Annotated in this window: 28 protein-coding genes; 24 read left to right on the top strand and 4 right to left on the bottom strand. The window is 41.9% G+C overall.

Annotation, left to right across the window (positions count from 1 at the left end):
- Window positions 1–165: 165 nt before the first annotated feature.
- From rocF to BA81_RS18395, 23 genes are all read left to right on the top strand, one after another.
- The gene (gene rocF, locus BA81_RS18505) at window positions 166–1,077 is read left to right on the top strand and encodes an arginase (protein WP_024424450.1); all 912 of its coding nucleotides are present in this window, start codon (window positions 166–168) and stop codon (window positions 1,075–1,077) included.
- Window positions 1,078–1,264: 187 nt separating this feature from the next.
- Window positions 1,265–1,828 (top strand): RNA polymerase sigma factor SigW, encoded by a 564-nt coding sequence (gene sigW / locus BA81_RS18500; protein WP_024424449.1) that lies wholly within the window; start codon window positions 1,265–1,267, stop codon window positions 1,826–1,828.
- A gap of 14 nt (window positions 1,829–1,842) precedes the next feature.
- Window positions 1,843–2,469 carry an anti-sigma-W factor RsiW gene (gene rsiW, locus BA81_RS18495; protein ID WP_034284245.1) on the top strand — a complete coding sequence of 209 codons (627 nt, stop codon included), beginning with the start codon at window positions 1,843–1,845 and terminating at the stop codon, window positions 2,467–2,469.
- A 217-nt stretch (window positions 2,470–2,686) separates the two neighbouring features.
- On the top strand, window positions 2,687–3,508 hold the full coding sequence (gene cdaA / locus BA81_RS18490; protein ID WP_008344027.1) for a diadenylate cyclase CdaA: 822 nt from the start codon (window positions 2,687–2,689) through the stop codon (window positions 3,506–3,508).
- Window positions 3,501–4,928 (top strand): CdaR family protein, encoded by a 1,428-nt coding sequence (locus tag BA81_RS18485; protein WP_034284243.1) that lies wholly within the window; start codon window positions 3,501–3,503, stop codon window positions 4,926–4,928. The genes cdaA and BA81_RS18485 overlap by 8 nt, the downstream gene beginning before the upstream one ends.
- A 25-nt stretch (window positions 4,929–4,953) precedes the next feature.
- Window positions 4,954–6,300, top strand: a complete 1,347-nt coding sequence (glmM, locus tag BA81_RS18480; RefSeq protein WP_034284242.1) for a phosphoglucosamine mutase — start codon at window positions 4,954–4,956, stop codon at window positions 6,298–6,300.
- Window positions 6,301–6,875: 575 nt separating this feature from the next.
- Window positions 6,876–8,678, top strand: coding sequence for a glutamine--fructose-6-phosphate transaminase (isomerizing) (gene glmS, locus BA81_RS18475; protein ID WP_034284241.1), 1,803 nt, complete (start codon window positions 6,876–6,878; stop codon window positions 8,676–8,678).
- A gap of 90 nt (window positions 8,679–8,768) precedes the next feature.
- A complete protein-coding gene (locus BA81_RS18470) occupies window positions 8,769–9,089 on the top strand; it encodes a hypothetical protein (protein WP_034284239.1) in 321 nt (106 codons plus the stop codon).
- A 104-nt stretch (window positions 9,090–9,193) separates the two neighbouring features.
- On the top strand, window positions 9,194–9,550 hold the full coding sequence (locus BA81_RS18465; protein ID WP_034284238.1) for a DUF2200 domain-containing protein: 357 nt from the start codon (window positions 9,194–9,196) through the stop codon (window positions 9,548–9,550).
- A 159-nt stretch (window positions 9,551–9,709) separates the two neighbouring features.
- Window positions 9,710–9,901: a PLD nuclease N-terminal domain-containing protein gene (locus BA81_RS18460; protein ID WP_003217265.1), complete on the top strand. Its 192-nt coding sequence runs from the start codon at window positions 9,710–9,712 to the stop codon at window positions 9,899–9,901.
- 14 nt (window positions 9,902–9,915) lie between these two features.
- The gene (locus BA81_RS18455; RefSeq protein ID WP_034284237.1) at window positions 9,916–10,833 is read left to right on the top strand and encodes an ABC transporter ATP-binding protein; all 918 of its coding nucleotides are present in this window, start codon (window positions 9,916–9,918) and stop codon (window positions 10,831–10,833) included.
- Window positions 10,830–11,594, top strand: a complete 765-nt coding sequence (locus tag BA81_RS18450) for an ABC transporter permease (RefSeq protein ID WP_034284236.1) — start codon at window positions 10,830–10,832, stop codon at window positions 11,592–11,594. Before BA81_RS18455 ends, BA81_RS18450 begins: the two co-directional genes overlap by 4 nt.
- Window positions 11,595–11,709: 115 nt before the next feature.
- A complete protein-coding gene (locus BA81_RS18445; RefSeq protein ID WP_034284235.1) occupies window positions 11,710–12,108 on the top strand; it encodes a RidA family protein in 399 nt (132 codons plus the stop codon).
- A 225-nt stretch (window positions 12,109–12,333) separates the two neighbouring features.
- Window positions 12,334–13,056: an ABC transporter ATP-binding protein gene (locus tag BA81_RS18440; protein ID WP_034284233.1), complete on the top strand. Its 723-nt coding sequence runs from the start codon at window positions 12,334–12,336 to the stop codon at window positions 13,054–13,056.
- Entirely contained in the window at window positions 13,049–14,470 is a 1,422-nt protein-coding gene (skfF, locus tag BA81_RS18435) for a sporulation killing factor system integral membrane protein (protein WP_034284231.1), read from the top strand. Before BA81_RS18440 ends, skfF begins: the two co-directional genes overlap by 8 nt.
- A gap of 19 nt (window positions 14,471–14,489) precedes the next feature.
- Window positions 14,490–15,005: a HEAT repeat domain-containing protein gene (locus tag BA81_RS18430; protein ID WP_034284230.1), complete on the top strand. Its 516-nt coding sequence runs from the start codon at window positions 14,490–14,492 to the stop codon at window positions 15,003–15,005.
- Window positions 15,005–15,430 carry a TlpA family protein disulfide reductase gene (locus tag BA81_RS18425; protein ID WP_034284229.1) on the top strand — a complete coding sequence of 142 codons (426 nt, stop codon included), beginning with the start codon at window positions 15,005–15,007 and terminating at the stop codon, window positions 15,428–15,430. The genes BA81_RS18430 and BA81_RS18425 overlap by 1 nt, the downstream gene beginning before the upstream one ends.
- Before the next feature lie 18 nt (window positions 15,431–15,448).
- Window positions 15,449–15,643: a hypothetical protein gene (locus BA81_RS18420; protein WP_034284228.1), complete on the top strand. Its 195-nt coding sequence runs from the start codon at window positions 15,449–15,451 to the stop codon at window positions 15,641–15,643.
- 167 nt (window positions 15,644–15,810) lie between these two features.
- A complete protein-coding gene (locus BA81_RS18415) occupies window positions 15,811–16,938 on the top strand; it encodes a DUF418 domain-containing protein (protein WP_034284227.1) in 1,128 nt (375 codons plus the stop codon).
- A gap of 169 nt (window positions 16,939–17,107) precedes the next feature.
- Window positions 17,108–17,479, top strand: coding sequence for a GntR family transcriptional regulator (locus tag BA81_RS18410; protein WP_003217079.1), 372 nt, complete (start codon window positions 17,108–17,110; stop codon window positions 17,477–17,479).
- Between the two features lie 5 nt (window positions 17,480–17,484).
- Window positions 17,485–18,360: an ABC transporter ATP-binding protein gene (locus BA81_RS18405; protein WP_034284225.1), complete on the top strand. Its 876-nt coding sequence runs from the start codon at window positions 17,485–17,487 to the stop codon at window positions 18,358–18,360.
- The gene (locus BA81_RS18400; RefSeq protein WP_034284224.1) at window positions 18,344–18,949 is read left to right on the top strand and encodes an ABC-2 transporter permease; all 606 of its coding nucleotides are present in this window, start codon (window positions 18,344–18,346) and stop codon (window positions 18,947–18,949) included. The genes BA81_RS18405 and BA81_RS18400 overlap by 17 nt, the downstream gene beginning before the upstream one ends.
- Before the next feature lie 286 nt (window positions 18,950–19,235).
- Complete coding sequence (locus BA81_RS18395) at window positions 19,236–20,624, top strand: amino acid permease (RefSeq protein ID WP_034284222.1); 1,389 nt, start codon at window positions 19,236–19,238, stop codon at window positions 20,622–20,624.
- A gap of 38 nt (window positions 20,625–20,662) precedes the next feature.
- Here BA81_RS18395 and BA81_RS18390 read toward each other — a convergent pair whose 3' ends face one another.
- The 4 genes from BA81_RS18390 to BA81_RS20125 form a co-directional block, all read right to left on the bottom strand.
- Complete coding sequence (locus BA81_RS18390) at window positions 20,663–21,544, bottom strand: glycerophosphodiester phosphodiesterase (protein ID WP_034284221.1); 882 nt, start codon at window positions 21,542–21,544, stop codon at window positions 20,663–20,665.
- A 92-nt stretch (window positions 21,545–21,636) separates the two neighbouring features.
- Window positions 21,637–22,971: a glycerol-3-phosphate transporter gene (glpT, locus tag BA81_RS18385; protein ID WP_024424430.1), complete on the bottom strand. Its 1,335-nt coding sequence runs from the start codon at window positions 22,969–22,971 to the stop codon at window positions 21,637–21,639.
- A gap of 224 nt (window positions 22,972–23,195) precedes the next feature.
- Window positions 23,196–23,966 carry a SurA N-terminal domain-containing protein gene (locus BA81_RS18380; RefSeq protein WP_034284220.1) on the bottom strand — a complete coding sequence of 257 codons (771 nt, stop codon included), beginning with the start codon at window positions 23,964–23,966 and terminating at the stop codon, window positions 23,196–23,198.
- Between the two features lie 152 nt (window positions 23,967–24,118).
- Window positions 24,119–26,182, bottom strand: a complete 2,064-nt coding sequence (locus tag BA81_RS20125; protein ID WP_034284219.1) for a thioredoxin domain-containing protein — start codon at window positions 26,180–26,182, stop codon at window positions 24,119–24,121.
- A 278-nt stretch (window positions 26,183–26,460) separates the two neighbouring features.
- Between BA81_RS20125 and BA81_RS18370 the strand changes: the two genes are divergently transcribed.
- A complete protein-coding gene (locus tag BA81_RS18370) occupies window positions 26,461–26,838 on the top strand; it encodes a DMT family transporter (protein WP_034284218.1) in 378 nt (125 codons plus the stop codon).
- Window positions 26,839–26,905 lie beyond the last annotated feature (67 nt).

Below are 26,905 nucleotides of genomic sequence, written 5' to 3'. Positions count from 1 at the left end.
ATGCGTTGGTTCGAATCCAGCTAGCCCAGTTAAGACACCTTTTTGAAAAAGGTGTCTTTTTTTATGTTGGCAGAGGGACTGTATAACTATTCAAAATGTTGTCGAGTTGAGTCAGAAGGCATCAAGAAAGTAAAATATAAGCATGAACGGAAAGGGGATGTACATATGGGAGAGCAAAAGAAGGTCACGATTATTGGAGTTCCAATGGACTTGGGTCAAACGAGAAGGGGCGTCGATATGGGCCCGAGTGCGATTCGTTGTGCAGGCGTAAAAGAAAAATTGGAAACGCTCTCATTTGATGTAGAGGATCTTGGAGATATTCCAGTTGAACAAAGAGATGATGAGAAAGGTTTATATACAAGTGAAAAGCTGAAGAATTTGACGGAGAATGCTGGTGCAAATCAGCTGCTTGCTGAGAAGGTTGACAGTATTGTGCAATCTGGTTCGTTTCCGCTCATTTTAGGCGGTGATCACAGCATTGCGATAGGCACACTTGCTGGGGTAGCCAAGCATTATGAAAACTTAGGTGTCATTTGGTATGATGCACACGGGGATTTGAATACGGAGGAAACCTCTCCTTCTGGAAATATTCATGGCATGCCGCTTGCTGTCAGTCTCGGTTTTGGACATGCAGATTTAACGAACATTGGCGGTTATTCGCCTAAATTGAAGCCTGAAAATGTCGTTATAATTGGTGCTCGATCTTTAGATGAAGGAGAGCGGGCATTGATTCGAGAGAAAGGCATTAAAGTGTATACGATGCATGAAATTGATCGTTTAGGGATGACAAGGGTGATGGAGGAAGCGATTGCGTATCTAAAGGAGAGAACCGATGGTGTCCATCTGTCGCTTGATTTAGATGGATTAGATCCAGCGGAATGCCCTGGTGTAGGTACTCCGGTAGCAGGCGGCATTAGTTACCGGGAGAGTCATCTCGCAATGGAGCTTTTAGAGGAGGCGGGTATTTTAACGTCTGCTGAATTTGTTGAAGTAAATCCGGTTTTAGATGAGAAAAACAAAACCGCTGAAGCGGCAGTTGCGTTAATTGGTTCATTAATGGGTGAAAAGCTATTGTAGGTAGAGCGGGACTTGTTCCCGTTCTTTTTTGTTTTGGGAAAATTTAAGGATATGTTAAGGTTTTTACCGGTTGATAAGCGTAACACACTGTCAAAAATTTGTTACACTATTTTTTAGAGGAGAATGAAACCTTTTGGAAAGAGGTTCGTATACATAAAGACCGGTGAAGGCAGAGGTTGAATATACTATGGACACAATGATTAAAAAGAGAATTAAGCAAGTGAAAAAAGGCGACCAGAACGCATTTGCAGACATCGTAGACCTGTATAAAGACAAAATTTATCAGCTGTGCTACCGTATGCTTGGGAATGCACACGAAGCGGAGGATATTGCGCAGGAGGCGTTTATTCGAGCCTATGTGAATATCGAAAGCTTTGATGTGAATCGTAAGTTTTCCACGTGGCTGTACCGCATTGCAACCAACCTGACCATCGACCGTATTCGCAAAAAAAAGCCGGATTATTATTTAGATGCAGAGGTGGCAGGAACAGAAGGATTAAATATGTATTCTCAAATTGCTGCTGATGGCATTTTGCCAGAGGATGAGGTGGTATCTCTTGAATTATCGAGTACCATTCAGCAAAAAATTCTAAGGTTACCCGACAAATATCGTTCGGTCATCGTATTAAAGTATATTGATGAACTCTCGTTAAAAGAAATTAGTGAGATTCTCAATATACCAGTTGGTACGGTGAAAACGAGAATACACAGGGGTAGAGAGGCTCTCCGGAAACAGTTGAGAGACCTTTGAGTGAGGTGATTTTGATGAGCTGTCAGGATAAAATCGTCCAGCTTATGCATCAGTATTTAGACGGGGACATTGAGCCCCAAGACGAAAAAGAATTAAAAAGCCATCTGCAATCGTGTGAGGAATGCCGTACTCATTTTCAACAAATTGAGAAATCCATCGCGCTAGTGCAGAGTACATCTCATATAGAAGCACCATCTGATTTCACTGCAAAGGTGATGGCAGGTCTTCCAAAGGAGAAAAAGCGTGTGTCGGTTCAAAGATGGATCAAAGCTCACCCGCTGATGGTAGCCGCTGCCCTCTTTCTCATTTTGATGGGAGGCAGTCTGTTTACAAGCTGGAATACCGATCATAATTTCAGTGTGTCAAAGCAGCCGAATCTCGTCGTTGAAAATGATACAGTGACCGTACCTAAAGGGGAAACCGTAAAAGGTGACATCACTGTCAAAAATGGCAAGCTGATTGTAGAAGGCAAGGTTGATGGAAATGTCACCGTCGTCAATGGGGAACAGCTGACTGCTTCTGCCGGACAAGTCACTGGTCAAATTAATGAAATTAATGAAGTGTTTGATTGGATCTGGTACAAAATGAAATCAACAGCACAAAACGTGATGCGGGTCATTGGTCCAGAGGAGCAAAAGTAACTCAAGCGGTTTAAGAGCAGTCTCTAAGGGGGGCTGCTCTTTTTCTATACATTGCTGAGATTCAAGCATACTAGCAAGTCAGCCAGATATGGCAACTATTTTCCTTGCTGAAACAAAATGTGGTATAATAGCCACGCTATGTATTGATACATAGGCTCTTTTTTTATTAAAAAATGCATCAAACGAAGAATAACTGAAAATTCTGGAGGACGAGGAAATGGCTTTAGGGGATATTCCTTTTTTGCAGTACCTCGGTAATGCTGTTGATATTCTCGTTGTTTGGTATGTGATATATAAATTAATGATGGTCATCCGCGGAACAAAAGCGGTTCAGCTTTTAAAGGGAATTGTGGTCATTGTTCTCGTCAGGATGGGAAGTGCGTATCTCGGTCTTAACACACTTCAATGGCTGATGGATCAAGCGATTACGTGGGGATTCCTTGCGATCATTATTATTTTTCAGCCAGAGCTAAGGAGAGCGCTTGAGCAGCTTGGGCGCGGCCGTTTCTTCTCAAGAAGCGGGACACCTGTAGAGGAACAGCAGCAGAAAACGATCGAGGCAATTACAAAAGCAATTAACTATATGGCGAAACGCAGAATCGGCGCGCTGCTGACAATTGAGCGCGATACCGGAATGAATGATTACATAGAGACAGGAATTCCTTTGAATGCAAAGGTGAGTTCAGAGCTGCTCATTAATATTTTCATTCCGAATACACCGCTTCATGACGGTGCTGTCATTATGAAGCGGGATGAGATTGCAGCTGCAGCTTGCTATTTACCGCTGTCAGAAAGCCCTTTTATCTCTAAGGAGCTTGGGACGCGTCATAGGGCGGCAGTTGGGATAAGTGAAGTGACAGACAGCTTAACTGTCATCGTTTCTGAGGAAACTGGCGGTATTTCTGTCGCAAGGAATGGTGATCTCCACCGAGAATTGACAGAAGAAGCGCTTGAAGAAATGCTGATTGCTGAATTTAGTAAGAACAGCAAAGATGCTTCCTCGACCAAATGGTATTGGAGGGGCAAGAAAAATGGATAAGATTTTGAATAATCGCTGGGCCGTTAAGCTTCTTGCATTGGTCTTCGCTTTATTGCTGTATGGTGCAGTCAATTCAGCGCAAGCGCCCACGCCGAAAAAAATCGGTGAATCCTTTTTCCCAACATCGACGACAGATGAAGCAACTTTAACCGACATTCCTGTTAAAGCGTATTATGATGACGAGAAATATGTCGTCACTGGTGTGCCGCAGACAGTCAATGTCACGATTAAAGGATCAACTAGTGCTGTGAAAACAGCAAGACAAACAAAGAATTTTGAAATTTACGCAGACATGCAGAACTTATCGACAGGTACACATAAAGTGGAGCTGAAGGCAAGAGATGTATCGAAGGGACTCACACTATCGATTAATCCATCTGTGACGACTGTGACGATACAAGAAAAAACGACAGCTGAATTTCCTGTTGAAACCGAGTTTTATAATCAAAATAAAATCAAAGACGGCTATTCACCTGAACAGCCCATTGTGAATCCGAAAAAGGTCACAGTTACTGGATCAAAGGACGTCATCGACAAAATTTCTGTCATTAAAGCTTTTGTAAACTTAGAAGATGTCGATCAGCAAATTGAAAAAGAAGCGAAGCTCACTGTGTATGATAGCAGCGGGAATGAGTTGCCAGTTGAAGTAAGTCCGTCCGTGGTGGATATTACGGTCCCAATCTCTAGTCCAAGCAAAAAGGTTCCTTTTAAAATTGAGCGGACGGGCAGCTTGCCAGAAGGGATCAGCATCTCAAGCATTGAGACAAGCCCGAGTGAGGTCACAGTGTACGGCTCTCAAAAGGTGCTGGATGCACTTGATTTTATTGATGGCGTCAAGCTGGACTTAAGCAAGATCAAAGATGATAAGGAGATTGATGTCGATATTCCCCTGCCAGATGGTGTGAAAAAGGTATCACCCGAAACTGTTAAGATCAAAGTGAAGGTTGCAACAGCTGAAGAAAAAAAGATCGATAATGTACCGATTTCTGTCGTGGGTTTGAGCAAGGATCTCACTTCTGATTTTGTGAGCCCCTCTTCTGGACGGCTCACGTTAACAGCAAAGGGATCAAAGAGTGCGATTGATAAACTAAAGGCTTCAGATGTTGAAGCCTATATCAATGCAGGGGACTTGAACGAAGGAACCCATGAGGTCAAAGTTCAAGTGAATGGTCCTCAAAATGTGACTTGGACATTATCGAGATCAAAGGTCAAAGTGAAACTCACTTCTACTGAAACAGAGGATCAGCCGGCTTCGACGAATGATCGGAAGAATCAAAAAGATCAACAAGATCCATCAACTGATGACGATGATCAGGGTGAGAAGAGTAAAGAAGAATCCACGCAAGATAAAGCAAAGAAAGAATCGAGTCAAAGACAGCGGGTCAAAGAAGATAAAAAAGAGGACGAAGCGTCCTCTTGAATGGTAAAAAAGGAGCGATTGAAACATGGGCAAGTACTTTGGAACTGATGGTGTAAGGGGTGTAGCGAATAGCGAATTAACGCCAGAGCTCGCATTTAAAGTTGGGAGATTTGGCGGCTATGTGCTCACGAAGGATAAAGAACGTCCAAAGGTACTCGTTGGTCGAGACACACGTGTATCTGGTCATATGTTAGAAGGAGCGCTTGTTGCAGGCTTACTTTCAATTGGAGCTGAAGTGATGCGTCTAGGTGTGATCTCAACACCTGGTGTGTCTTATTTAACGAAGGCAATGGATGCTGAAGCGGGTGTCATGATTTCTGCTTCACACAATCCAGTTCAAGACAACGGCATCAAATTCTTCGGCGGTGACGGCTTTAAGCTGTCAGATGAACAGGAAAACGAAATTGAGCAGCTGATGGATCAGCCAGTCGATCAATTACCACGCCCAGTTGGAGCCGATCTTGGAACGGTGAACGACTACTTTGAAGGCGGTCAGAAATACCTGCAATTCTTAAAGCAGACAGCGGACGAGGATTTTACAGGTATTCACGTGGCGCTTGACTGTGCACACGGTGCAACCTCTTCTCTAGCGACACATTTATTTGCAGATTTAGATGCTGATGTGTCCACAATGGGAACATCTCCAAACGGATTGAATATCAATGATGGTGTAGGTTCCACTCATCCAGAGGCACTTTCTGCTTTTGTGAAGGAGAAGGGTGCAGATATTGGTCTTGCGTTTGATGGTGACGGTGACCGTTTAATTGCAGTCGATGAAAAAGGTGATATCGTAGACGGCGATCAAATTATGTACATATGTGCACGTTATTTGAAGGATGAAGGCCGGTTAAAGGATGATACCGTCGTGTCAACGGTCATGAGTAACCTTGGTTTCTATAAAGCGCTTGAGAAACAAGGCATTAAGAGCATTCAAACAGCTGTTGGTGACCGCTATGTGGTCGAAGCGATGAAAAAGGATGGCTATAATGTCGGCGGTGAGCAGTCAGGCCATTTGATTTTCCTTGATTACAATACGACAGGTGATGGCATGCTTTCTGCGATCATGCTTGTGAATACGCTCAAAGCGACAGGGAAAACATTATCAGAGCTTGCAGCGGAAATGGAAAAGTTCCCACAGCTATTAGTGAATGTGAAAGTGTCTGATAAATATAAAGTAGAAGAAAATGAAAAAGTAAAAGCGGTGATCCAAGAGGTCGAAAAAGAGATGAATGGTGACGGCCGCATTCTTGTTCGTCCATCTGGAACAGAGCCGCTTGTACGTGTCATGGCAGAGGCGAAAACAAAAGAGCTGTGTAATGAATATGTGGCTCGAATTACAGCTGTTGTGAAAGAAGAAATGGGTATTGAGTAATAGATGAAAGCAAATCGCTAACAGCGGTTTGCTTTTTTTTCGAATAAGCGACATAAATGGATGGATTTGTACGAATCTTATAAGCGAGGGCAATTTGCCGCTGTCTTCATACATAGGAGAGCACATCAAAGGTAGAACGAGACAAGCCTCATCGCATATAGTGTATGGAGGTCTCACTTTCTCAAATGAAGGGGATCACCCGCACATTGTGATTGACGGAGGTCAGACCTTATAGTACAATCATCCTTGTGTTACTGGATTTTTATTCTATCAGGAAAGGCAGGGTAGATGTTCAGAAACTCTCTTATAATTATAGCGCCCGAACTAAGCGATCGGACGAAAGATGCTTAGTTGACGAGGATGGAGGTTATCGAATTTTCGGCGGATGCCTCCCGGCTGATCAAAAAAAGAGATCACAGCCGTAAGTGTTTCTTTAAAGCAAAGAGGTGACTCTTTGTACAAAGGGAATACACATGATCTCCCAAATTAAACATGTAGAGAGGGACGAAGAAATGTCCCTTCTATTTTAGTAGGCTTTCTTTGTCCCTTTCACATGATCGGGAGGAAGAAAATTTATGTGTGGAATCGTAGGTTATATTGGTCAGAATGATGCGAAGGAAATCTTACTAAAAGGTTTAGAGAAGCTTGAGTACCGCGGGTATGATTCAGCAGGTATCGCTGTGGCAAACGAAGATGGTGTGCATGTGTTCAAAGAAAAAGGACGTATCGCTGAGCTTCGTGAAGTCGTGGATGCAAACGTGGCATCTTCAGCAGGAATCGGACATACACGCTGGGCAACTCACGGTGTACCAAGCCATCTAAATGCGCATCCGCATCAAAGTGTTTCTGGCCGTTTTACGCTTGTTCATAACGGTGTCATCGAGAACTATGTACAATTGACACGCGAATATTTACAAGACGTCACACTAAAAAGCGACACAGATACAGAGGTTGTTGTTCAAGTCATCGAACAATTTGTAAACAGAGGTCTTGATACAGAGGAAGCTTTCCGTCAAACGCTTCTTCAACTAAAAGGCTCTTACGCGATTGCCCTTTTCGATAACGAAAACAAAGAAACAATCTATGTGGCGAAAAACAAAAGCCCATTATTGGTTGGTTTCGGCGAAGATTTCAACGTTGTGGCTTCTGACGCAATGGCGATGCTTCAAGTAACAAACGAATATGCGGAATTAATGGATAAAGAAATGGTCATTGTCACAAAAGACGAGGTTATTATTAAAAACCTTGACGGTGATATCATGACACGCCCTTCTTATATCGCTGAGCTTGATGCAAGCGACATTGAGAAAGGCACATATCCTCACTACATGTTAAAAGAAACGGATGAACAGCCGCTTGTTATGCGTAAAATCATCCAAGAATATCAAGACGAAAACGGCAAGCTGTCAGTTGCTGGCGATATCGCAAGCGCAGTAGCAGAAGCAGACCGCATTTACATTGTGGCTTGCGGAACGAGCTACCATGCTGGACTTGTCGGTAAACAATACATTGAAGACTGGGCAAAAGTACCTGTAGAAGTCCATGTAGCAAGTGAATTCTCTTACAACATGCCGCTTCTATCGAAAAAGCCGTTGTTCATCTTCCTTTCTCAATCTGGAGAGACTGCCGACAGCCGTGCTGTACTTGTTCAAGTCAAAGAACTTGGTCATAAAGCATTAACGATCACAAACGTACCAGGATCTACGCTTTCTCGTGAAGCGGACTTCACATTGCTTCTTCATGCAGGACCAGAAATTGCAGTGGCTTCAACAAAAGCCTACACAGCACAAATCGCTGTACTTGCAATCCTTGCATCTGTTGCAGCTGAATTAAACGGTCAATCTCTTGACTTTGATCTTGTGAAAGAGCTTGGTATTGTAGCAAACGCAATGGAAGCCCTTGTGGATCAAAAGGATGAAATGGAACAAATCGCTCGTGATTTCTTCACAGTGACACGTAACGCATTCTTTATCGGAAGAGGACTTGACTACTATGTGTGCCTTGAAGGTTCACTGAAGCTAAAAGAGATCTCTTACATCCAAGCAGAAGGCTTTGCTGGCGGAGAACTCAAACACGGCACAATTGCTTTAATTGAAGAAGGCACACCGATCATTGCCCTTGCAACACAAGAGCACGTGAACCTCAGCATTCGCGGTAACGTCAAAGAAGTCGTTGCACGCGGAGCAAACCCATGTGTCATCTCACTAAAAGGCCTAGAAGACGAAGGCGACCGTTTCGTCCTTCCAGCTGTACACCCAGCACTTGCACCACTTGCATCTGTTGTTCCATTACAGCTGATTGCTTACTACGCAGCCCTTCACCGCGGGTGTGATGTGGATAAACCACGTAACCTTGCGAAGAGTGTGACGGTGGAGTAGGGATTAAATAAAATTGAATTTTTGATACCCCTTTAGATATGGTTTTCTAAAGGGGTATTTTTGTGTCAAAAGAACTAAGGAATTATAGATTTGATCGTACGATGTTCTTTGTTTCAGGGTACAATATTAGAAGGCCGATTTCTTTATAAAAGATACATCCGTTATCAAGGGGGAGATGTTATTTTTAATCGATACTTAAAAAAAGAAAAATGGGGAATTGTTTTTTTCTTAATTGGTTATATCGCATTGTTTATCATTTCTTATTGTTTAATTGGCGGTCCTGTCTCAAGCGGAGGACCAATTGGTGTATTCCTTGGATTTTGTATCGTTCAATTTCTTAAATATAGGGCTTTCAAAAAAGATGAAGAGAATAAAAAGGGAAATAGTAAAGGTGTATCTCATCGTTTTTAAGTTGTATTAATAGCCTGGTTATCATGTGTAAGTACATTGCCAAAACAAAGCTTGCGCAAGCATTACAAGCTAATAGCTAATATAAAAGGAAGAGAGAAGAACTCATGACCAAACATAAAATTTACACAATGAGTTTTGCAAAGGTCTATCCTCTCTACATCGCAAAGGCAGAGAGAAAAGGACGAACGAAAGCTGAAGTTGATACGATTATTTGTTGGTTGACGGGGTACAGCCCAGAAGAGTTACAGGAACAGTTGAACAAACAGATAGTAGTTGAAGCCTTTTTTGCTGAGGCTCCTGAGCTTCATCCTTCCCGCAGCTTAATTAAAGGAGTCATTTGTGGTGTTCGAGTAGAGGACATTGAAGATGAAACTATGCAGAACATTCGTTATCTAGATAAGCTGATTGATGAGTTAGCGAAAGGGAAGAAGATGGAAAAGATTTTGCGGGATTCTTCATGACCATCACAAGCAAGCCCAGTGAATAACCTTCACTGGGCTTTTTTATTTTATAGCCCAATCGATTGATAAAAATAAAATCCATTTGAACGAATTCCCTCTTCATGTCGTCAAAAGAAGTGATATCAAAACAAGTTGGCGTTTGAAAAGGGAGTGGCGTGGATGGATATGAAGATGATATTACCTCTTATTTTGCTGCAAGCGATTTTGATGGTGATTGGTTTGTTTGATTTGCTGAAAAGAGATCCATCGAGGATCAGAGGAGAGGTGAAGTGGGTTTGGGCTTTGGTGATTGTGTTTGTGGCGAGTGCCGGTCCTATTGCGTATTTCATTTTTGGTCGTAAACAATCTTAGTAGGGGGGATTCGCTTGAATATGTTGGAGTGTCACGGGCTGACGAAATCGTATGGACGGCATGAAGTGTTAAAAGAGGTTTCTTTTTCTGTGGGGGAGGTTGGATGTGTTGGTTTTTTAGGAGCCAATGGAGCGGGGAAGACAACGACGATCCGGATTTTGACGGGGCTTGCTCGTCCTACTTCTGGGGTCGTGAAGGTGGCTGGTTTGGATGTCGCAAAGGAGATGGACCAAATCAGTCATGTGATTGGGTATTGTCCGCAGCATCCTGCATTTTATCAGGATATGACGGGGCAGGAGTGGATGCATTGGGTTGGCGGGTTATTTCACTTAGAGAAAAAAATCATTCGTTCCAAAACAGAGGAGCTGTTGAAGCTTTGCCGGGTGTATGAGGCGAAGGATCGTGCCATTGGCAGCTATAGCGGAGGCATGAAGCAGAGGCTTGCCATTGCGCAGGCGCTTATCAACAGCCCGAAGGTTCTCATCTTGGATGAACCTGTGTCTGCACTTGATCCCATGGGGAGAAAAGACGTACTGACATTAATTGAGCATCTGAAACAAGAGATGTTAATCTTTATGTCGACCCATATTTTAGATGACATTGAACGTGTGGCAGATCATATTATTATGATCAACAGTGGCAAAATTGAGATGTCTTCTTCCATGAAACAGATCAAAGAAGACTATATCCAGCCAGTGATTGAATTTCAATTAGAACAACAGGATACGAAATTATTGGCTTTGTTAAAAGAGAGGGATTGGGTGGAGGAATGCTTTGAGACAGGAGATGCTTATCAGGTGCGAGTGAACGATCAACAAATAGCATTGAAGGAGCTGCCTCGTCTCATCACTGAATCTGGCGGTGTTCTCCTCCATTATCGACTATCTAAGCTGACGCTTGAAGATATTTTCATGAAGGTTGTGAATGCATGATGATGTTGAAAAAGGAATTTAGGGAGTTATTCACTAGTTATAAAATGTTGTTTGTGCCAATCATTTTTACGATTTTAATGATCACACAGCCTATTACGCTCAAAATGCTGCCAGATCTTCTATCGAAATCAGCTAATTTACCTGAAGGATCTACATTTTATATACCAGAGCCTAGTGCAGGAGAGGCTTTGGCGAGTGCATTGAGTAAATTTGATTCGCTAGGTGTGTTTATCCTGATTATGATCGTGATGGGGACGATCGCTGGAGAGCGTGCCTCTGGAGTAACCGCGATGATTATGGTGAAACCGATCAGTCGAACGAGTTACTATGTCTCGAAAATATGCGCCTATGCCTGTTTGACTTTGTTTAGTTTGGTGGTGGCGGTGCTTGCCTCTGTTTATTATGTGGACATTCAATTTGGGCATGTGGATTGGGTCAATGTGTTAAAAGGAACACTTCTTTATTATCCAAATTTATTGCTGATTGTGGTATCGACCATTTGTGCTTCGGCGTTCTTTCAACGTTCTGTCACAGCTGGCGGTGTGTCGCTTTTGATCAACCTTATTCTGTTTACCGTACCTTCATTTTATGAAGAGACATTAGGGAAGTTTGCACCTAAAGGCGTGACAAGTGCAGCCGAAGAGATGATTCATAAGGGGACTTATTCGGATCAGGCACTTACAAGTTTTCTAGGTGTATCGGTATTAATTGTTTTCTTTTTTCTTATCGGATGGTTTCTTTTTAGAAAACAAGAATTATAGCAGGCTGTTGCGATTGCTTCTTCAGGTTTACTATGAGCATAAAAATCTGAAGAAGGTAGAAAATTTGATATGATGATAAAAATTGACTGTATTTTCAGAAAAGGAGTTTTTATTCATGAGAATACTACGTAATCCTGAGACCATTCATCCGCCAGTCGCACCATATACCCATCAAATAGAGACAACAGGACCACAGCGGTGGCTAACCTTATCAGGTCAAGTGGGGATGGAGGTGGATGGAACAATTCCCGAGAGCCCGTTGGAGCAGCTCGAACTAGCGTTAGAGAATGTGAGACGAAATGTAGAAGCGGCAGATATGGCTGTGGAAGATATAACGAAACTAGTATTTTATCTCGTGGGAGAATTCGATGCTGAGAGCAGGAAACAAATTATGGGGCAGTTTTTAGGCGATCATCTGCCTTGTATGACAATGATTTATGTGGTGGCATTGGCTTCTCCTGCTTTAAAGGTAGAGGTGGATGCTTGGGCGTGTCAGGAGATCGTTTTGGGTTAATAGATAAAAGATTGGGATACTGCAACCCAATCTTTTTTTATTTTGTACATAATCTATTTTCTTTTTCCGTTGTATATAGAATAGATTACCTCATTCCTATTACCTTGTTATTCTCTATATGGTAATATTAGGTTTAGAGATTAGTGGGTCTAATGACATTCGTTTTTTGATTTTATAACACACCATAGATAAGCATACATCACTCTAATCAAAGGGAGAGATTTGATGCCATTCATGGAGGTTCAGAATGTAAGCAAACGATATAGCAATGGTGATGGGATAGAGGATTTGTCGTTTTCCATCGAAGCAGGTGAGGTTGTGGCACTGCTTGGGCCTAATGGTGCCGGGAAGACGACAACGATTCGATGTTTAACGGGTCTATATAAGCCAGATGGAGGGGAAATTCTCATAGAGGGTTTCCCGCCTGGTCATTCCCATGTTCAAAAACAAGTCGCGCTTATTCCTGATCACCCCTATTTGTATCCAGACCTAACGGTTGCTGAACATGTTCAATTCCGTGCACGTGGATATCATAAAGGCTTAAAACAGATCAAGGAAAAGGTATATGGAGCGTTGAAAGAAGTAAATATGGAAAAAAAGATGAATGAACTGTGCGGAAGGCTGTCAAGAGGCCAAAAGCAGCGTGTTGTCTTAGCAGGGGCCATTGTTCAAGATGCCTCCCTTTTTATATTAGATGAACCGACTGTTGGGTTAGATATACCGTCAAAACAGTGGCTGTCGGATTGGCTGAGACAAAAAAGCAGTCAAGGTGGCTCGGTCTTTGTGTCGACTCATAGTCTGGAGTTCGTTCTCGATACGGCCAGCAGGGTGGTATTGATTCGAGATGGTGCCATCATGAAGAACATGGATGTTCCTCAATTAAAGGAAGAACAGAGTGAGTGGAGGGCAGAAGTCATTCAACTTCTGGGGGAGTGGTCAAGTGAATAACACACTCTCCCTATTATGGATGAAATCTCAAAGGCGCTTTATCAGTAAAAATCAAGAAAAGAAAATGCCTTTTCTGATCTTACTTCTTTTCATTGCGGCAATTGGTTTTCAGCTAAGCGCAGTTTCAAGTATGGGTGATTGGAATGCGGTTGCAGCTGGGTGGATCATTGTCTGTTTGTTTGTTCTCTATACGGGGTTTGGTTTGTTTACGAATCGGCTGCCTAGTCAGATGAACGATATCATTTGGTTATATGGAAATGGCACTTCTTTATGGACGGTTGTTATCAGTGTGTGGATGTATCATATTTTCTGGCGAGGGGCTCTTCTCATTATCTCTGCTTTGGCTGCGGATCTTCTTCTGTTTTTTATGACGCAGCAGTACCCGTTTCTGCTTGGCAAATCACTCATCCTGACAGGGCTGTTATGTTTGGTCGAAACTTGGATAATTGCGGTGTCTTGTGCTAGAACCATTAGAGTATACAAGCGTTTGCTCTTAATCAGTTTTTTATTGATGTTTTTCAGCTTTGCACTGCTCGCTTTGAATCAGTTGATGATGAAACAGCCCTCATTGATGAACATTGCTGATTCTTTGATGTTTCAAGCTGGACGTATGATCGAAGAGTTCTCCATTCTTTCTGTCTTCATCTTTATTGGAGTGATGTTCCTATCTTTCATGATGATGTACAGGGCTAGTCATCGTTTAGAGATGAAGGGGTCTTTAGTCAAGGAGGCAGTATTTTGGGAGGAATTTGAGGGAAAACATATTCAATCAAGTCCAATGGTTCAAAAAAAGGGCAAGACATGGTGGGGACTTCCGGCATTAACGGGCATTTGGGCTTTTCTTTGGATTGAATTATTGCTGATAAAAAAATATATCACCTTCCATGTGCTATTTACCATGCTGTTAATTGGTACTTACTATGTCGTCTTTACTTATTTTTCAGATTGGCTGAATCTATTCTTGATCGTCATCGCGGCATCCGTTCTTTTTAGTTCATATTATGCAGGGATTGTAAGACACGCACAAACAGGAGTGCTCTACCTTTTTCCAGGTGCTTTATATCAAAAAATCATTCTGTTAGAAGTGTTTCAAACCTTTTGGCTGTATGCGTTCTACTTGATTTCTCTTTATTTGGCTGAAATTCAGGATGTATTGTATTGGACCTTATTTGGTGGAGGAGCTTATATATGGTTTTTGGCCATATGGCTCTTTGCCTTTATGCAGCCTCTGAGACGAGAAAGGAGTTTTGCTTTGGCCGCCTATTATCGATCATTGCTATTTGCGTCTGTGATCAGTGCTATGGTCATGATTAGTATTCATCTCATCACTGATGGCTTGTTGACTACAATTGTATCCCTAGCGGCTGGGGCTGGATTTTATGTGCTTTGTTATCGATACCGTGCGGTTCATTAAAAGGAGGAGTTGATTGTAAATGAAACCAGAAAATAAGCTGTCTCAATCAGTTCAACAATTGGCCAATACAAATGAAGTAACGATCGTTCAAGCAATAGGAGATTTAAGAAAATATGGAAAAGATGCAGTGCCCGTCCTTGTTGAGGCTTTAAAAGAAAAAGGCTCTCTGCGGAACATTGCAGCAGCTGTACTTGGTGAATTTGGAGCAGATGCGGGGGACGCAGCAGAACCGCTAGCTCGGCTATTAGAAAGTGACGAAGAAGATACAAGAATGGCCGCTGCCATGTCACTCATGAGGATTGGGCAGCCTAGCTTGCCATTCCTTCTGGCACTGGCTAAACGTTATGAGGGGCCTACTTGTTTCTGGGCATCATGGTGTATCTCTTGGATTGATCCATCAAAAATTGAAAAAAACATGTACGAGTGCTTAAAACAAGAACAAGAAAATCCAACAGGCAGCGTCACTCCTTTTGCAGCAGAGGAAGCATTAGGAAAAATCATCGCCTTTCAGCTAAAAGATAAGGGGGAAGAATAGTGGAAACACAGAAACTCAACTGGCCTGAGAATCTTCCTTGGATTTACCCTTCAGATCAAAGGAGTGTACCTAAGGGACAGCATCAGCTTCTTTATTTTTGGTCAGTCAATTGTCCTCATTGTGAAGAATTAACCAATCATATCCTACAACGTGTGAATGAGCTGGGTATTCATTTAACCTGTGTCCATGTTCCATATACAGAAGAGGAAAAATCGGCAGATGTTGTTTCAGAGTATGCAGAGGAAAAGAATATGAACGCTCCTATTGTATTGGATCAAGATTATGAGATTGTTGCAAAGTATAAGATTCAAGGATTACCTAGCTTTTGTCTCATAGATCAACAAGGGCAGTTAATAGATCGAAAAATGGGAGATACCGGCTGGGAAAGAATTTTGAAAAAGTTAGAAAAACATTCAATTGGATAAACAGTGGAGGAGAGAGTGTTGTTTCAATCAAACCAAGAATTAAAAAGAAACGTCATTTTTTTCGCAGGTGTTGGAGCGGTTTTGCTGATTTTAATGATGCTGAAATGGCTGCCGATTTCTGCAGAATTGGAAATGGCGTTGATTTTATTCGGTTTGGGAATTTTGTTTTATTTGAGGCGTGTGCTGCGGGAAGAAGAAAGTCATAAGTCATAAGTCATAAGTCATAAGTATTTAGTGTGATACCTAGAATATAGATTCTAGGTTTTTTTATTAAATTTACCTTAAAACACACTTTTTCACATGGGGATATGAACCAATTTTTTAAAAGTGTGGTAGGATAAATATGCTTTATCTTTATATTGTCTGAAGGAGCTGTCGTGTTGAAGGGATCTAGGGTTGAGTTTATTGATAGTTTACGTGGTTTTAGTTTATTAGGTATTTTGATTGTGAATATGCTTAATTTCCAATATGATTATGATTTTGAGAAGATGTTTGATTCGAGTTTTTGGGGACAGGAATTTGGTGTATATCTAACGGAAATTTTGTTCCAAGGGTCTTTTTATCCGATTTTTTCCTTTTTGTTTGGGTATTCTTTTATCAAGTTGATTGAATCGACGAAGGCTAAGGGACTAAATACGAATGCCATTGTCGTTCGCCGAGGGTTTGGTCTGATTGTGCTTGGGATGCTGCATTACATCTTTATTTGGAATGGTGACATTCTTCTTTATTATGGAGCTTGTATGTTTTTCTTAATGATGTTTTTGAGCAGCCGGATCAAAACAATACTAATTTGGTCGGGTGTGTTAGGTGCATTGTCATTAGTCGTTTCGCCATACATGATGAAACTTGTTTATGGGACTGATGAATTATTAACTGATGTGTATGCGAAAGGTGCTTATGGAGATATTTTGCTCAGCCGAATTACGGTTGAAGACGATATGATGATTGTGACCGTTATTCTGGCGATCGTGACTATTGCGCTTATGCCGATATTAGGTTTTCTTTTTGGTACGATCATGGTTGGCCCGTTTGCACTGCTTGGTATGGCGGTTGGGAAACGAGGACATCTGACGGAAGAAGATCGAGGAATGGCCTATCGAAAAGGCTGGGTGTGGATGATTGTGATCGGGCTTGCGCTAAAATGTGCGACGTTCGTTGATGCTCCTTGGAGTGAATTCGTGATTACATTCGGTGCTTATGTTCTGACGATTGGGTATATTCAAGCTTTTATTGTTTTCTACTATTCGAAGGCAGCTCAAGGTTTCAAACGTCTGCTTGCAGGACTTGGCCGTTTGTCTCTATCAAACTATTTAGCGCAGTCGATTATTTGTACAACGATTTTCTATTCTTATGGACTTGGTTTATTTGGACAATTGGGGTCAATGTTTGGGCTGCTGCTTGCTGTCGGACTGTACACAGCACAGCTGTTCATCAGCTATCTCTATTTGAAAAAATGGAGAAGAGGTCCTGTGGAGTGGCTTATGGGAAAATGGGTATATTGGAAATAAAGCATTTTGTTAAAGAACCGTATGGCTTTTGGGCTGTACGGTTTTTTATTTTAAAAAAATGAGGAGAACATTTTTTAAAATGGTTGAATATTCTTTTAGTGTGTATATAATGTATATATAGTGTATATACAATATTTTTTTCTAACTATGTGAAAAAAGAGGTTTTTATATGCAAATTACGATTTCAAACCATTCTAAGGAGCCCATCTATGAGCAAATTACGAATCAAATCAAATCGATGATTTTAACGGGTGAGCTTGCGGAAGGTGCAGCGCTGCCGTCTATTCGAAAACTGGCGAAGGATCTACAAATTAGCGTGATTACAACAAAGCGAGCGTATGAAGAGTTAGAGAAAGCGGGATTTATTTATTCGATTGTAGGCAAGGGATCTTTTGTTGCGGAACAAAACTTAGAAGTGATGAGAGAGAAGAAATTGAAGGTGATCGAGGAACAGCTTGGAGCGGTTGTTACAAACGGGAAAGAATTAGGCTTATCTTTTGATGAATTGCAGCAGTTATTAAAGTTCTTATATGAGGAGTGAGATGAGTGGAGCATGTGATTGAATTCAAAGGAGTATCGAAACGATTCAAGGACTTTTCCGTTCAGGATCTTGATTTACGGGTTAAGAAAGGCTTTGTTACAGGGTTTATTGGAGAGAATGGAGCGGGTAAGTCGACCACCATTAAAATGATCATGAATTTGTTAAAACCCGATTCAGGTGACATAAAGGTCTTTGGATTGGATTATCATACTCATGAAAAAGAGATTAAGGAACGAATCGGATTTGTTTACGATGCCAATGTTTTTTTTCCAGGATTGAATTTAAAGGACATCAAACGGATTGTGGCTCCTGCCTATAAACGTTGGGATGACCAGCTTTTTGATCAATATATTGAACAGTTTGGTCTGCCGCTGAATAAAGCGATTAAAACATTTTCAAAAGGGATGCAGATGAAGGCTTCACTTGCGATTGCGCTGTCACATCATGCAGAGCTGATTATCATGGATGAACCAACTGCTGGTTTAGATCCGGTTTTTAGAAGAGAGCTGCTCAGCACGTTACAAGAATTGATGATTGATGGAAATAAGACGATCTTTTTCTCGACGCATGTGACGACTGATTTAGATCGGATCGCGGATTATATTGCGTTTATACAAAACGGAAGATTGGTCTTTCAACAGTCGATTCATGAAGTGGCAGAAAGTTATACGCTTGTGAAAGGGAGCCTGGAGTTATTGGATCGAGACACAGAAAAGGCGTTTATCCATATTCAGCGTACATCAGCAGGTTTTGAAGCATTATCAGATCGGATTGATGAGGTGAAACTTATTTTTGGGGATGCTGTTGTGATTGAACCGGCGTCGCTTGAGGATATCATGTTTTATTTGAAAGGCGGGGTTGCGCATGTTTCATTTAATTAAGCGTGATGTGATTTTGCAAAAGAAGCAGTTACTTATTTTTATTCCGTTTATCTTATTTTTTATTTTCATGGATGTCCATCCAGTATTGACGTTTCTAGTCGCTAGTGTCTTCATTCCATTTAACACATATGCGTATGATGAAAAGGCAGAAACGAATATTCTATTAAACTCCTTGCCCTATACACGTAAAGAAATTATCGCATCACGTTATCTTGGCGCCATTTTCTATATGAGTATTGCGATCGTGCTGACAAGCGCTGCATTATTTGTGTTTGGGAAGCTGTTTTCGCTGTCAGATATTGCGATTGGCAGCGGGTTGTTTTTATTGTTCGCGGCGTGTACGTTTCCATTGTTTTATATCTTAAAGCCTGGTTATATCACAACGGCAGTGATCATTGGCTTTATCGTATTATCTGCTATGGGACCGCCTGTTGTTCTCTATTTAGCAGAGCAATTTAGTGGGATCACTGATTTTATTATGAATTTATCGATCCCTGTTTTATATACGGGGTCAGCTGTGCTGATTATGATCTTCTACTTGCTGTCTTGGGGACTTTCTACTGTGATTTATCAGAGGAAAGTGTTTTAGGAAAGCAATTGCTGATGTTCCTATAAATTTACAGTTTGAGCTTAGAAGACCGTGTGAGCGGTCTTTTTTTGAAGATTTTTCTGGTTATTGATTATATCAATATAAAACAATTTGAACTTAATTTTATGTCAGAATATTTTGTTAATAGTGTTTTCCTCAAAAAAACAATTGTTTTTTAAGGGTAGATTTATTATGATAATATACATCGAAAGATTGATGTTTCTCAATCAGAATGAAAATTCTGATTTTTATTTTTTATGTTGTTTGTTGATGAGGGGGAAGAAAAGTGGCTCAAAAGGAATTAAAGAGAGGGTTAAGTGCCCGCCATATTCAAATGATCGCTCTTGGCGGCACAATCGGTGTTGGCTTATTTATGGGGTCAGCGAAGGCCATTCAGTGGACAGGTCCATCGGTTCTTCTAGCGTACGCAGTGTGTGGTATTTTTATCTTTTTTATTATGCGTGCGATGGGAGAAATGTTATATCTTGAGCCGAGTACAGGGTCGTTTGCTACATTCGGGCATCAATATATTCATCCGCTTGCAGGGTATATGACGGCTTGGAGTAACTGGTTCCAGTGGGTCATTGTCGGAATGTCTGAAATTATTGCGGTTGGGGCTTATATGAAATATTGGTTCCCAGAGCTGCCTGCGTGGATTCCAGGGTTAATTGCGATGATCATTTTAGGAGCGGCCAACTTGATTTCGGTTAAGTCATTTGGTGAATTTGAATTTTGGTTTGCGATGATCAAAATTGTGACGATTATCTTGATGATTGTTGCAGGTTTAGGCATTATTTTCTTCGGTTTTGGAAATGGCGGAACTCCTATTGGGCTGTCTAACCTTTGGGCGCATGGCGGGTTCTTTACAGGTGGGTTTAGCGGATTCCTGTTTGCATTGTCTCTAGTTATTGCTGCTTATCAAGGTGTCGAGCTGATTGGGATTACAGCGGGTGAGGCGCAAAATCCGCAAAAGACGCTGACAAATGCCATCAAAAGTATCATCTGGCGTATTTTGATTTTCTATATCGGTGCGATCTTTGTCATTGTGACTGTGTATCCTTGGGATCAGCTGAATACCCTTGGCAGTCCATTTGTGGCGACGTTTGCGAAGATCGGGATTACAGCAGCTGCTGGTATTATTAACTTTGTTGTCATTACAGCAGCGATGTCCGGCTGTAATAGTGGTATTTTCAGTGCGGGCCGTATGCTTTATACATTAGGTGTGAATGGTCAGGCGCCTGCTTTCTTTACGAAAATTTCGAAGAACGGTGTACCGTATTTTGGGACATTCGCTGTGCTGATTGGTTTAGCGATAGGAGTGGTCCTGAATTATGTTTCTCCGCCAAACATTTTCGTCTATGTGTATAGTGCGAGCGTCCTTCCTGGGATGGTGCCTTGGTTTGTCATTTTGATTAGTCATATTGGCTTCAGAAAGGCAAAGGGGGCAGCGCTTGAAAAGCATCCCTTCAAGATGCCGTTAGCACCGTTTTCGAATTATCTCACAATCGGTTTCTTACTGATGGTGCTTGTGTTTATGCTCATTAATCAGGATACTCGAATTTCTCTCATTGTGGGAATTGTGTTCTTGATTGTAGTGGCACTTAGCTTTTTTGTATTTGGGATTGGAAAACGGAAGCCGTTTGAAACAGCTTCTACTGATCAAGCGGTGAAATAATCAAAAGCCTTGCGGGATGGACCGCAAGGCTTTTTTATTTAGAGTGAAGCTTTTACACGGTTAAAGACATCTGGAAAGTTGGTGAAAAGACCGGTGACGCCGTATTGCAGTAGACGGGTCATGTCTGCTTCGCTGTTGACTGTATATGGATTAAGGAGGAGTCCGTGGCTTCTGACCTGCTGGACGTTTTCAGGTGTTAATGCTCTGAAATTCGGTCCAACACCCACGGCGTACGTTTTGATAAAGTCGAGCTGATCGTCTGTGATGGATGTCATTTGGTTTCTGTCTAATAGCTGTACTTTTGGCAGGCGTGGAGCTAATTTCTGCAGCTTTATCAGGCTGTCCTGACTAAAGGATTGTATGATAACCTGCCCTTTTCTTGTGTGTTTCCCAAGAAGATGATGTTTCTTTAAGGCGGCCAATAGTTTTTCTTCCATTTGCGGATAAAGGTCTGGTTTTTTTGTTTCAATATAATAATTCTCTCGTTTACCGAAATAGCGCAGCACCTCATCTAATGTCAGGACTCTCTGTCCGATATAGTTGGCATTTTGTCTGTCGGGATTTGCTTCGTTAAACCATGTACCAGCATCAAGCTGTTTGATTTCGGCAAGTGTGAGGTCTTTGACCCAGCCTGTTCCGTTTGTGGTTCGGTCAACGGTTTCATCATGCATCACGATGAGATGTCCATCCTTTGTCATTTGAAGGTCGAGTTCGAGGTAATCTGCATTCATTTTTTTGGCGAGCTTGTAGGAAGCCAGGGTATGCTCTGGTGCATACCCTGATGCTCCGCGGTGTGCAACGGTTAAGATGCGATCTGGAGATAAAAGGTTTTCATGTGCCGATACGGTGGCCGGCACCCACGCAAAAGACAGTAAAGCAAAAGAGAGCAACACGAAAGCAAGTAATCTACTTTTCTTCATATTTTATCCTCCTTTTACGGTAACTGCCTCTATCATAAGAAATAGATGTAAAGAGCATGTTGGGCAGATATGAATCTTTTATGTGATTTTCATTAAGCTTGCTCTACGCGCTTTCCTGTATTCCATGTCATGGCGAGGAAAACAATCGCAAGCACACAAGAACCAACCAGTAAAATGAAGCCTCCTGTCCAGTCATAGTGATCCACGACGACACCCATCATGGCATTGGCAAAGGCAGAGCCGCCAATGTAGCCGAAGAAGCCTGTCAGTCCGGCAGCAGTGCCAGCCGCTTTTTTCGGAGCGAGATCAATGGCTTGAAGTCCAATAAGCATGACAGGTCCGTAAATCAAAAAACCGATGCTGATAAGGGCAATGTTATCGACCATTGGATTGCCTGCAGGATTTAGCCAGTAAACGAGAACGGCAATTAACACCCCGGCCATAAAGATGACTCCAGCTGGTGCGCGGCGGCTTCTGAAGAAGCGGTCACTAATCCAGCCGCACAATAATGTACCGGGAATGCCTGCATATTCATAAAGAAAATAAGACCAGCGTGAATGCTCTGGTGAAAAGCCCTTTGCTTCTGTTAAGTAGGTCGGCGCCCAGTCAACAACACCGTAACGGACGAAGTATACAAACACGTTGGCAATGGCGATATACCATAGGAATTTATTGTTGAGTACATATTTAAATAAAATTTCTTTCACTGTTAATTCTTTTTCTTGATCCTCATAGTTTTGTGCCGGATAGTCATTTCGATATTCCTCGATTGGCGGAAGACCAGTGGATTGCGGGGTATCCCGTACAAGAAGAATGATCACGAAGGAGACGATAATGGCAATGATGGCAGGGAAGAAAAAGATGCTTTTCCACGTCGCAAACAGTACAATCCCTAATGTGATAAGCGGTGCAAGAATCCCTCCGCCGATATTGTGAGCGACGTTCCAAATGGACATTTTCGTACCACGTTCACTAACCGAAAACCAGTGCGCCATCGTACGTCCGCATGGCGGCCACCCCATGCCTTGAAACCAGCCGTTTAAGAACATGAATAAAAACATGATCCATACACTGGATGTGACCCATGGAAATGAGACAAATAGGATATTGATAAGAGCTGATAAAAAGAGTCCGGCGGCTAAAAAGTATCTGGGGTTACAGCGGTCTGAGATCATCCCCATGATGAATTTACTAAAGCCATAAGCAATGGATACGGCTGCGAGTACAAAGCCTAATTCACTTTTTGTGAACCCCTCTTCCTGTAGATATGGAATGGCAAAAGCGAAATTTTTGCGCAGCAAATAGTAGCCCGCATACCCGATAAAGATGCCTAGAAAGACTTGCAGCCGCAGCCGCTTATACGTCTCGTCTGTTTTGGCATCATCAAGCCTGTCGATATGCGGAGCAGGTTTAAACCATTTGAACATAATGATCCTCCTTTTGTAGATGTCCGATTGACTGAAGCAAAAGTACGAGAATTGCTTTTGATCCTGTACCTTTTCAGAGACAAAAGAATTGTTAGCGCTTTCTTTTGTACTCCCATCATATCGGATGGAAGAGACGTTTATGATGAGGCTTTTGTCATAAATTTGGAAAAATAGTTCATGAAGTAACAAAAAAATCCGCACAATGGCGGATTTTTTCTTAGCGGTTATAGAGAAACATTAATTTTCGCAGATTTCTTTAGTTTTTCAATTTCTTTTTGGATTTCTTTTTGCTTTTCTTGAGATTCTAGCTGTTTTTTAATTTGTGATTTAACCTCTTTGTATTCTGGTGCTTTTTGCTTTTGTTTTTTCATTTGGTCTGCGTATTGATCATAGTACGCTTTGACGTCTTTCTCAGAGACGGAGGCTGATTTGATTTCTTTATCGACATATTGGCTGTATTTGATGCTGTCGGCAATGTCACTCTTCAGCTGATCCAATGTGAGTCCGCTCTTTTTAAGTGCTTCTTCAAATTGAGCGTTGTCTTTGAACTGTTTCTTTTCTTCCTTTAGCTGCTTATCTACCTCTTTGTCAGAGGCTTTGAAGCCCTTCTTCTCAGCATCTTGCAGGATGAGCTCTTGTCCTACGAGCGCATCAATGGTTTGTTTCTTGACTGCTTTCTCGCCTTCTTTAGAAGTTGGGTCTTGCCCGGATTGCTGAAGCTGGCCTTGAATGGTAGATAAGGCGCTATTGTATTCACTGCCTGTGATTTTGTCTTTGTTGACGGTCGCAACGACCTTTTGATCATCGATTTTTTGTGCGTCTAATTTCTTTTGCATTTCTTCCATTTGCTTTTGCTGCTCTTTTTGATCAGCCTGTGTTGTTTCCTTGTTTTTGGCTGCGTCTTTTTGCTTATCTTGTTTGGCATCGTTTGACGAGCAGGCTGCAAGTCCAACAGATAACAAACAAGCGATGAGTGTGTATGATACCTTTTTCATCATTTTCTCTCCCTTCGGTATGAGAACGTCTAGTGCGCATTCTAACCGTTTTTTAGGAAAAATAAAACCGTACAGACAATTTGTTAGCGGATTGACATGTTTTTTATCTGTTTGTCCTCATTTTGTCTTCTCATAGTCATCTCATGACAAACTCAATCGTGGCATAACTGTTTCATCGCCTCGTCGATATTGGTGATCGGCTGGCGGCAGCTGTAGTTTTCACAAATATACACGGTGGTTTTGCCATCGATTGTTTTGTAATCTTTTGTAAAGGGCGCGAGCTTCGCTAATTCTTTCCCTGTTTCGGCAGTCAATATGATATCAAATGGAACGAAGCGTTTTTGAAGCGCCTGTAAAAGCCGTTCTTTTTGAGGGTCGCCGTTTTTTCCGAGAATGATGATTTCTCTTTTCGCCGCATATTGACTTAGGAGCCCTTGCAGAAATGCTGTGTGTCCGCTTGGGTAGGCAGAGACATCCACATAAAAGGCTTTGAACATCTCTTCTAAGGTTTTCAGCCAGTCTTGACGTCCTGTCATTGTGCTGAGTTTCAAAAGCTGATGGAGTGCGGTGCTGTTACCAGAAGGCATGGCGCCGTCGTACACTTCTTTTTCTCGAACGAGGAGCGCTTCCGCATCTGATCCCGAGAAGAAAAAGCCCCCTTTTTCCTTATCCCAAAACAGCTCAAACATGTTCTCGGCAATGGCTGCCGCCTTTTCCAGCCACGCTAACTCAAAGGTCGCTTCGTATAAAGACATATACGCTTTTAGCATATGCGCATAATCCTCGATAAAGCCGAGATGCTTCACGTCACCTTCTCTGTAGCGGACCATGAGCCGCTCATGTTGAACAAGATGTGTTTCTAGAAAAGACATCGCCTGCTTCGCCATATGGATCGCTTCCTCTGCATCAAAGACCCTTCCTGCTTTGGCGAGAGCTGCGATCATCAGCGCATTCCAAGATGTAAGCACCTTGTCATCGACAAGCGGCGCGGGTCGCTGCTGTCTGACTGATTGTAAAATATGCCGGGCTTCTTGCAGCTTGGATTGAAGGGTTTTATCGTCGATCGAAAAAGAGGCTTTGATGTCCTCAAAAGAGGTAGAAATGGTATGAGGGATGTTCTCCCTTTCAAAGTTCCCCTCTTCTGTGATGTGATAGACGTCGCAAAATAAAGCGCCAAGCTCCTCCCCTAAATGGGTGATGATCTCATCTTTTGCCCAGACGTAATATTGTCCTTCTTTCCCTTCAGAATCTGCATCTATCGCTGAATAAAAGGAGCCGCTAGAATTCATCATATCTTGTTTAATGAATTGGATCAGGCGTTGGACAAGTTTTTCATACTCAGGTTTTGAGGTGAGCTGATACGCTTCTGTGTAAGCTTCCATCAGCAAGGCATTATCATACAGCATTTTTTCAAAATGCGGCACAAGCCATTTCTCGTCTGTTGAATAACGAGAAAAACCCGAACCAATATGGTCATATATACCGCCATTTGCCATCCCATCTAACGTTTTCGTGACTGCATACAGCGCATTCTCCTGTCCTGACCATTCGTAATAGCGCATCAGAAATGAGAGCATATGAGGTGCAGGAAATTTCGGTGCGGAGCCGAATCCGCCATACAGTGTATCAAAGCTGCTCATGAGCTGGTAATAGGCTTTGTGAATTGCCTCTTGTGACAGCGTGTTTTCTGTCTGCCCTGCTGCTTTGATCCGCAGGTTATTTGTCGCCTTCTCTGCCAATGATTCAATATGATCTCGGTCATTATGGTACGCATCCAGCAATTGTGTCAGTGCCTCGATGAAGCCAGGCCGCCCGTAAGCACTTCTTTTCGGGAAATATGTCCCAGCATAAAAAGGCTTTTGATCCGGCGTGACAAACACGTTCAACGGCCAGCCGCCTTGCCCCGTCATCATCTGACAAACCGACATATACATCGAGTCGATATCTGGACGCTCCTCACGATCGACTTTGATTGAAATGAAATGCTCATTTAAGATGTCAGCGACTTGTTGATCTTCGAAGCTTTCGTGTGCCATGACGTGGCACCAGTGGCAAGTGGCATAACCGATGCTGACAAGCACTGGTTTATCTTCACGTTTGGCTTTATCGAATGCTTCTTGCCCCCACGGGTACCAGTGAACTGGGTTGTGAGCGTGTTGAAGTAAATAAGGAGACTTCTCAGCGATTAATCTATTGGGCTTATTGTTAGTGGGCATTGGTTCACCTTCTTTCACTTTTCATTATTTGTTTTTATGTTTACTGTACCATAGTGCAGTTTAGTTTATATCTTATTAGATTATCTAGATTAGATTTTATCTACTGGACTAAGGATCACCAGTCATTTTGCGCACAATTTTTTTGAAAAATAAAGACTTAAAAACATTTTTGGTTTCTTGTAAAGTTGTACTTAATAAAGATTTAGTGAAGTAAACCTATAAAGGTTTAATACAGTTTTTTAAGTCGTTGATTTTTTATACAGGAGGAGAGAGTAATAATGGCATATTTATATTTATTGCTCGCAATTATTGGTGAACTTATTGGTTCTTCTATGCTCAAGGCTGCAGAAGGCTTCTCAAAACTTTACCCTACTATTGGTACAATTATTTCTTTTATAGGCTCCCTGCTCTTCTTATCACTTGCAATGAAGACCATACCTTTGAATACCGCCTATGCACTTTGGTCTGGTATAGGTATTATTCTTACTACAATAATCTCGATTTTGATTTGGAAAGAAAAAATTAACGTTGCCAGTGTTACTGGGATTGTTTTGATACTTGTAGGAGTTGTAATATTAAATCTTTTCGGGCCAGGTCATGGTGAAGCACATAGTGTTGAAAACGCAAGCGCTACAACAAACAATGAAGCTGAGTGATTAGAAAAGCATGAACATAAATATTAAAGCGGAGGATAACTTTTGTTATCCTCTTTTCTTTTTTTTT

Source organism: Bacillus safensis FO-36b, from assembly GCF_000691165.1.
Lineage (GTDB): Bacteria > Bacillota > Bacilli > Bacillales > Bacillaceae > Bacillus > Bacillus safensis.
This window is presented reverse-complemented; position numbering and strand designations above follow the sequence as displayed.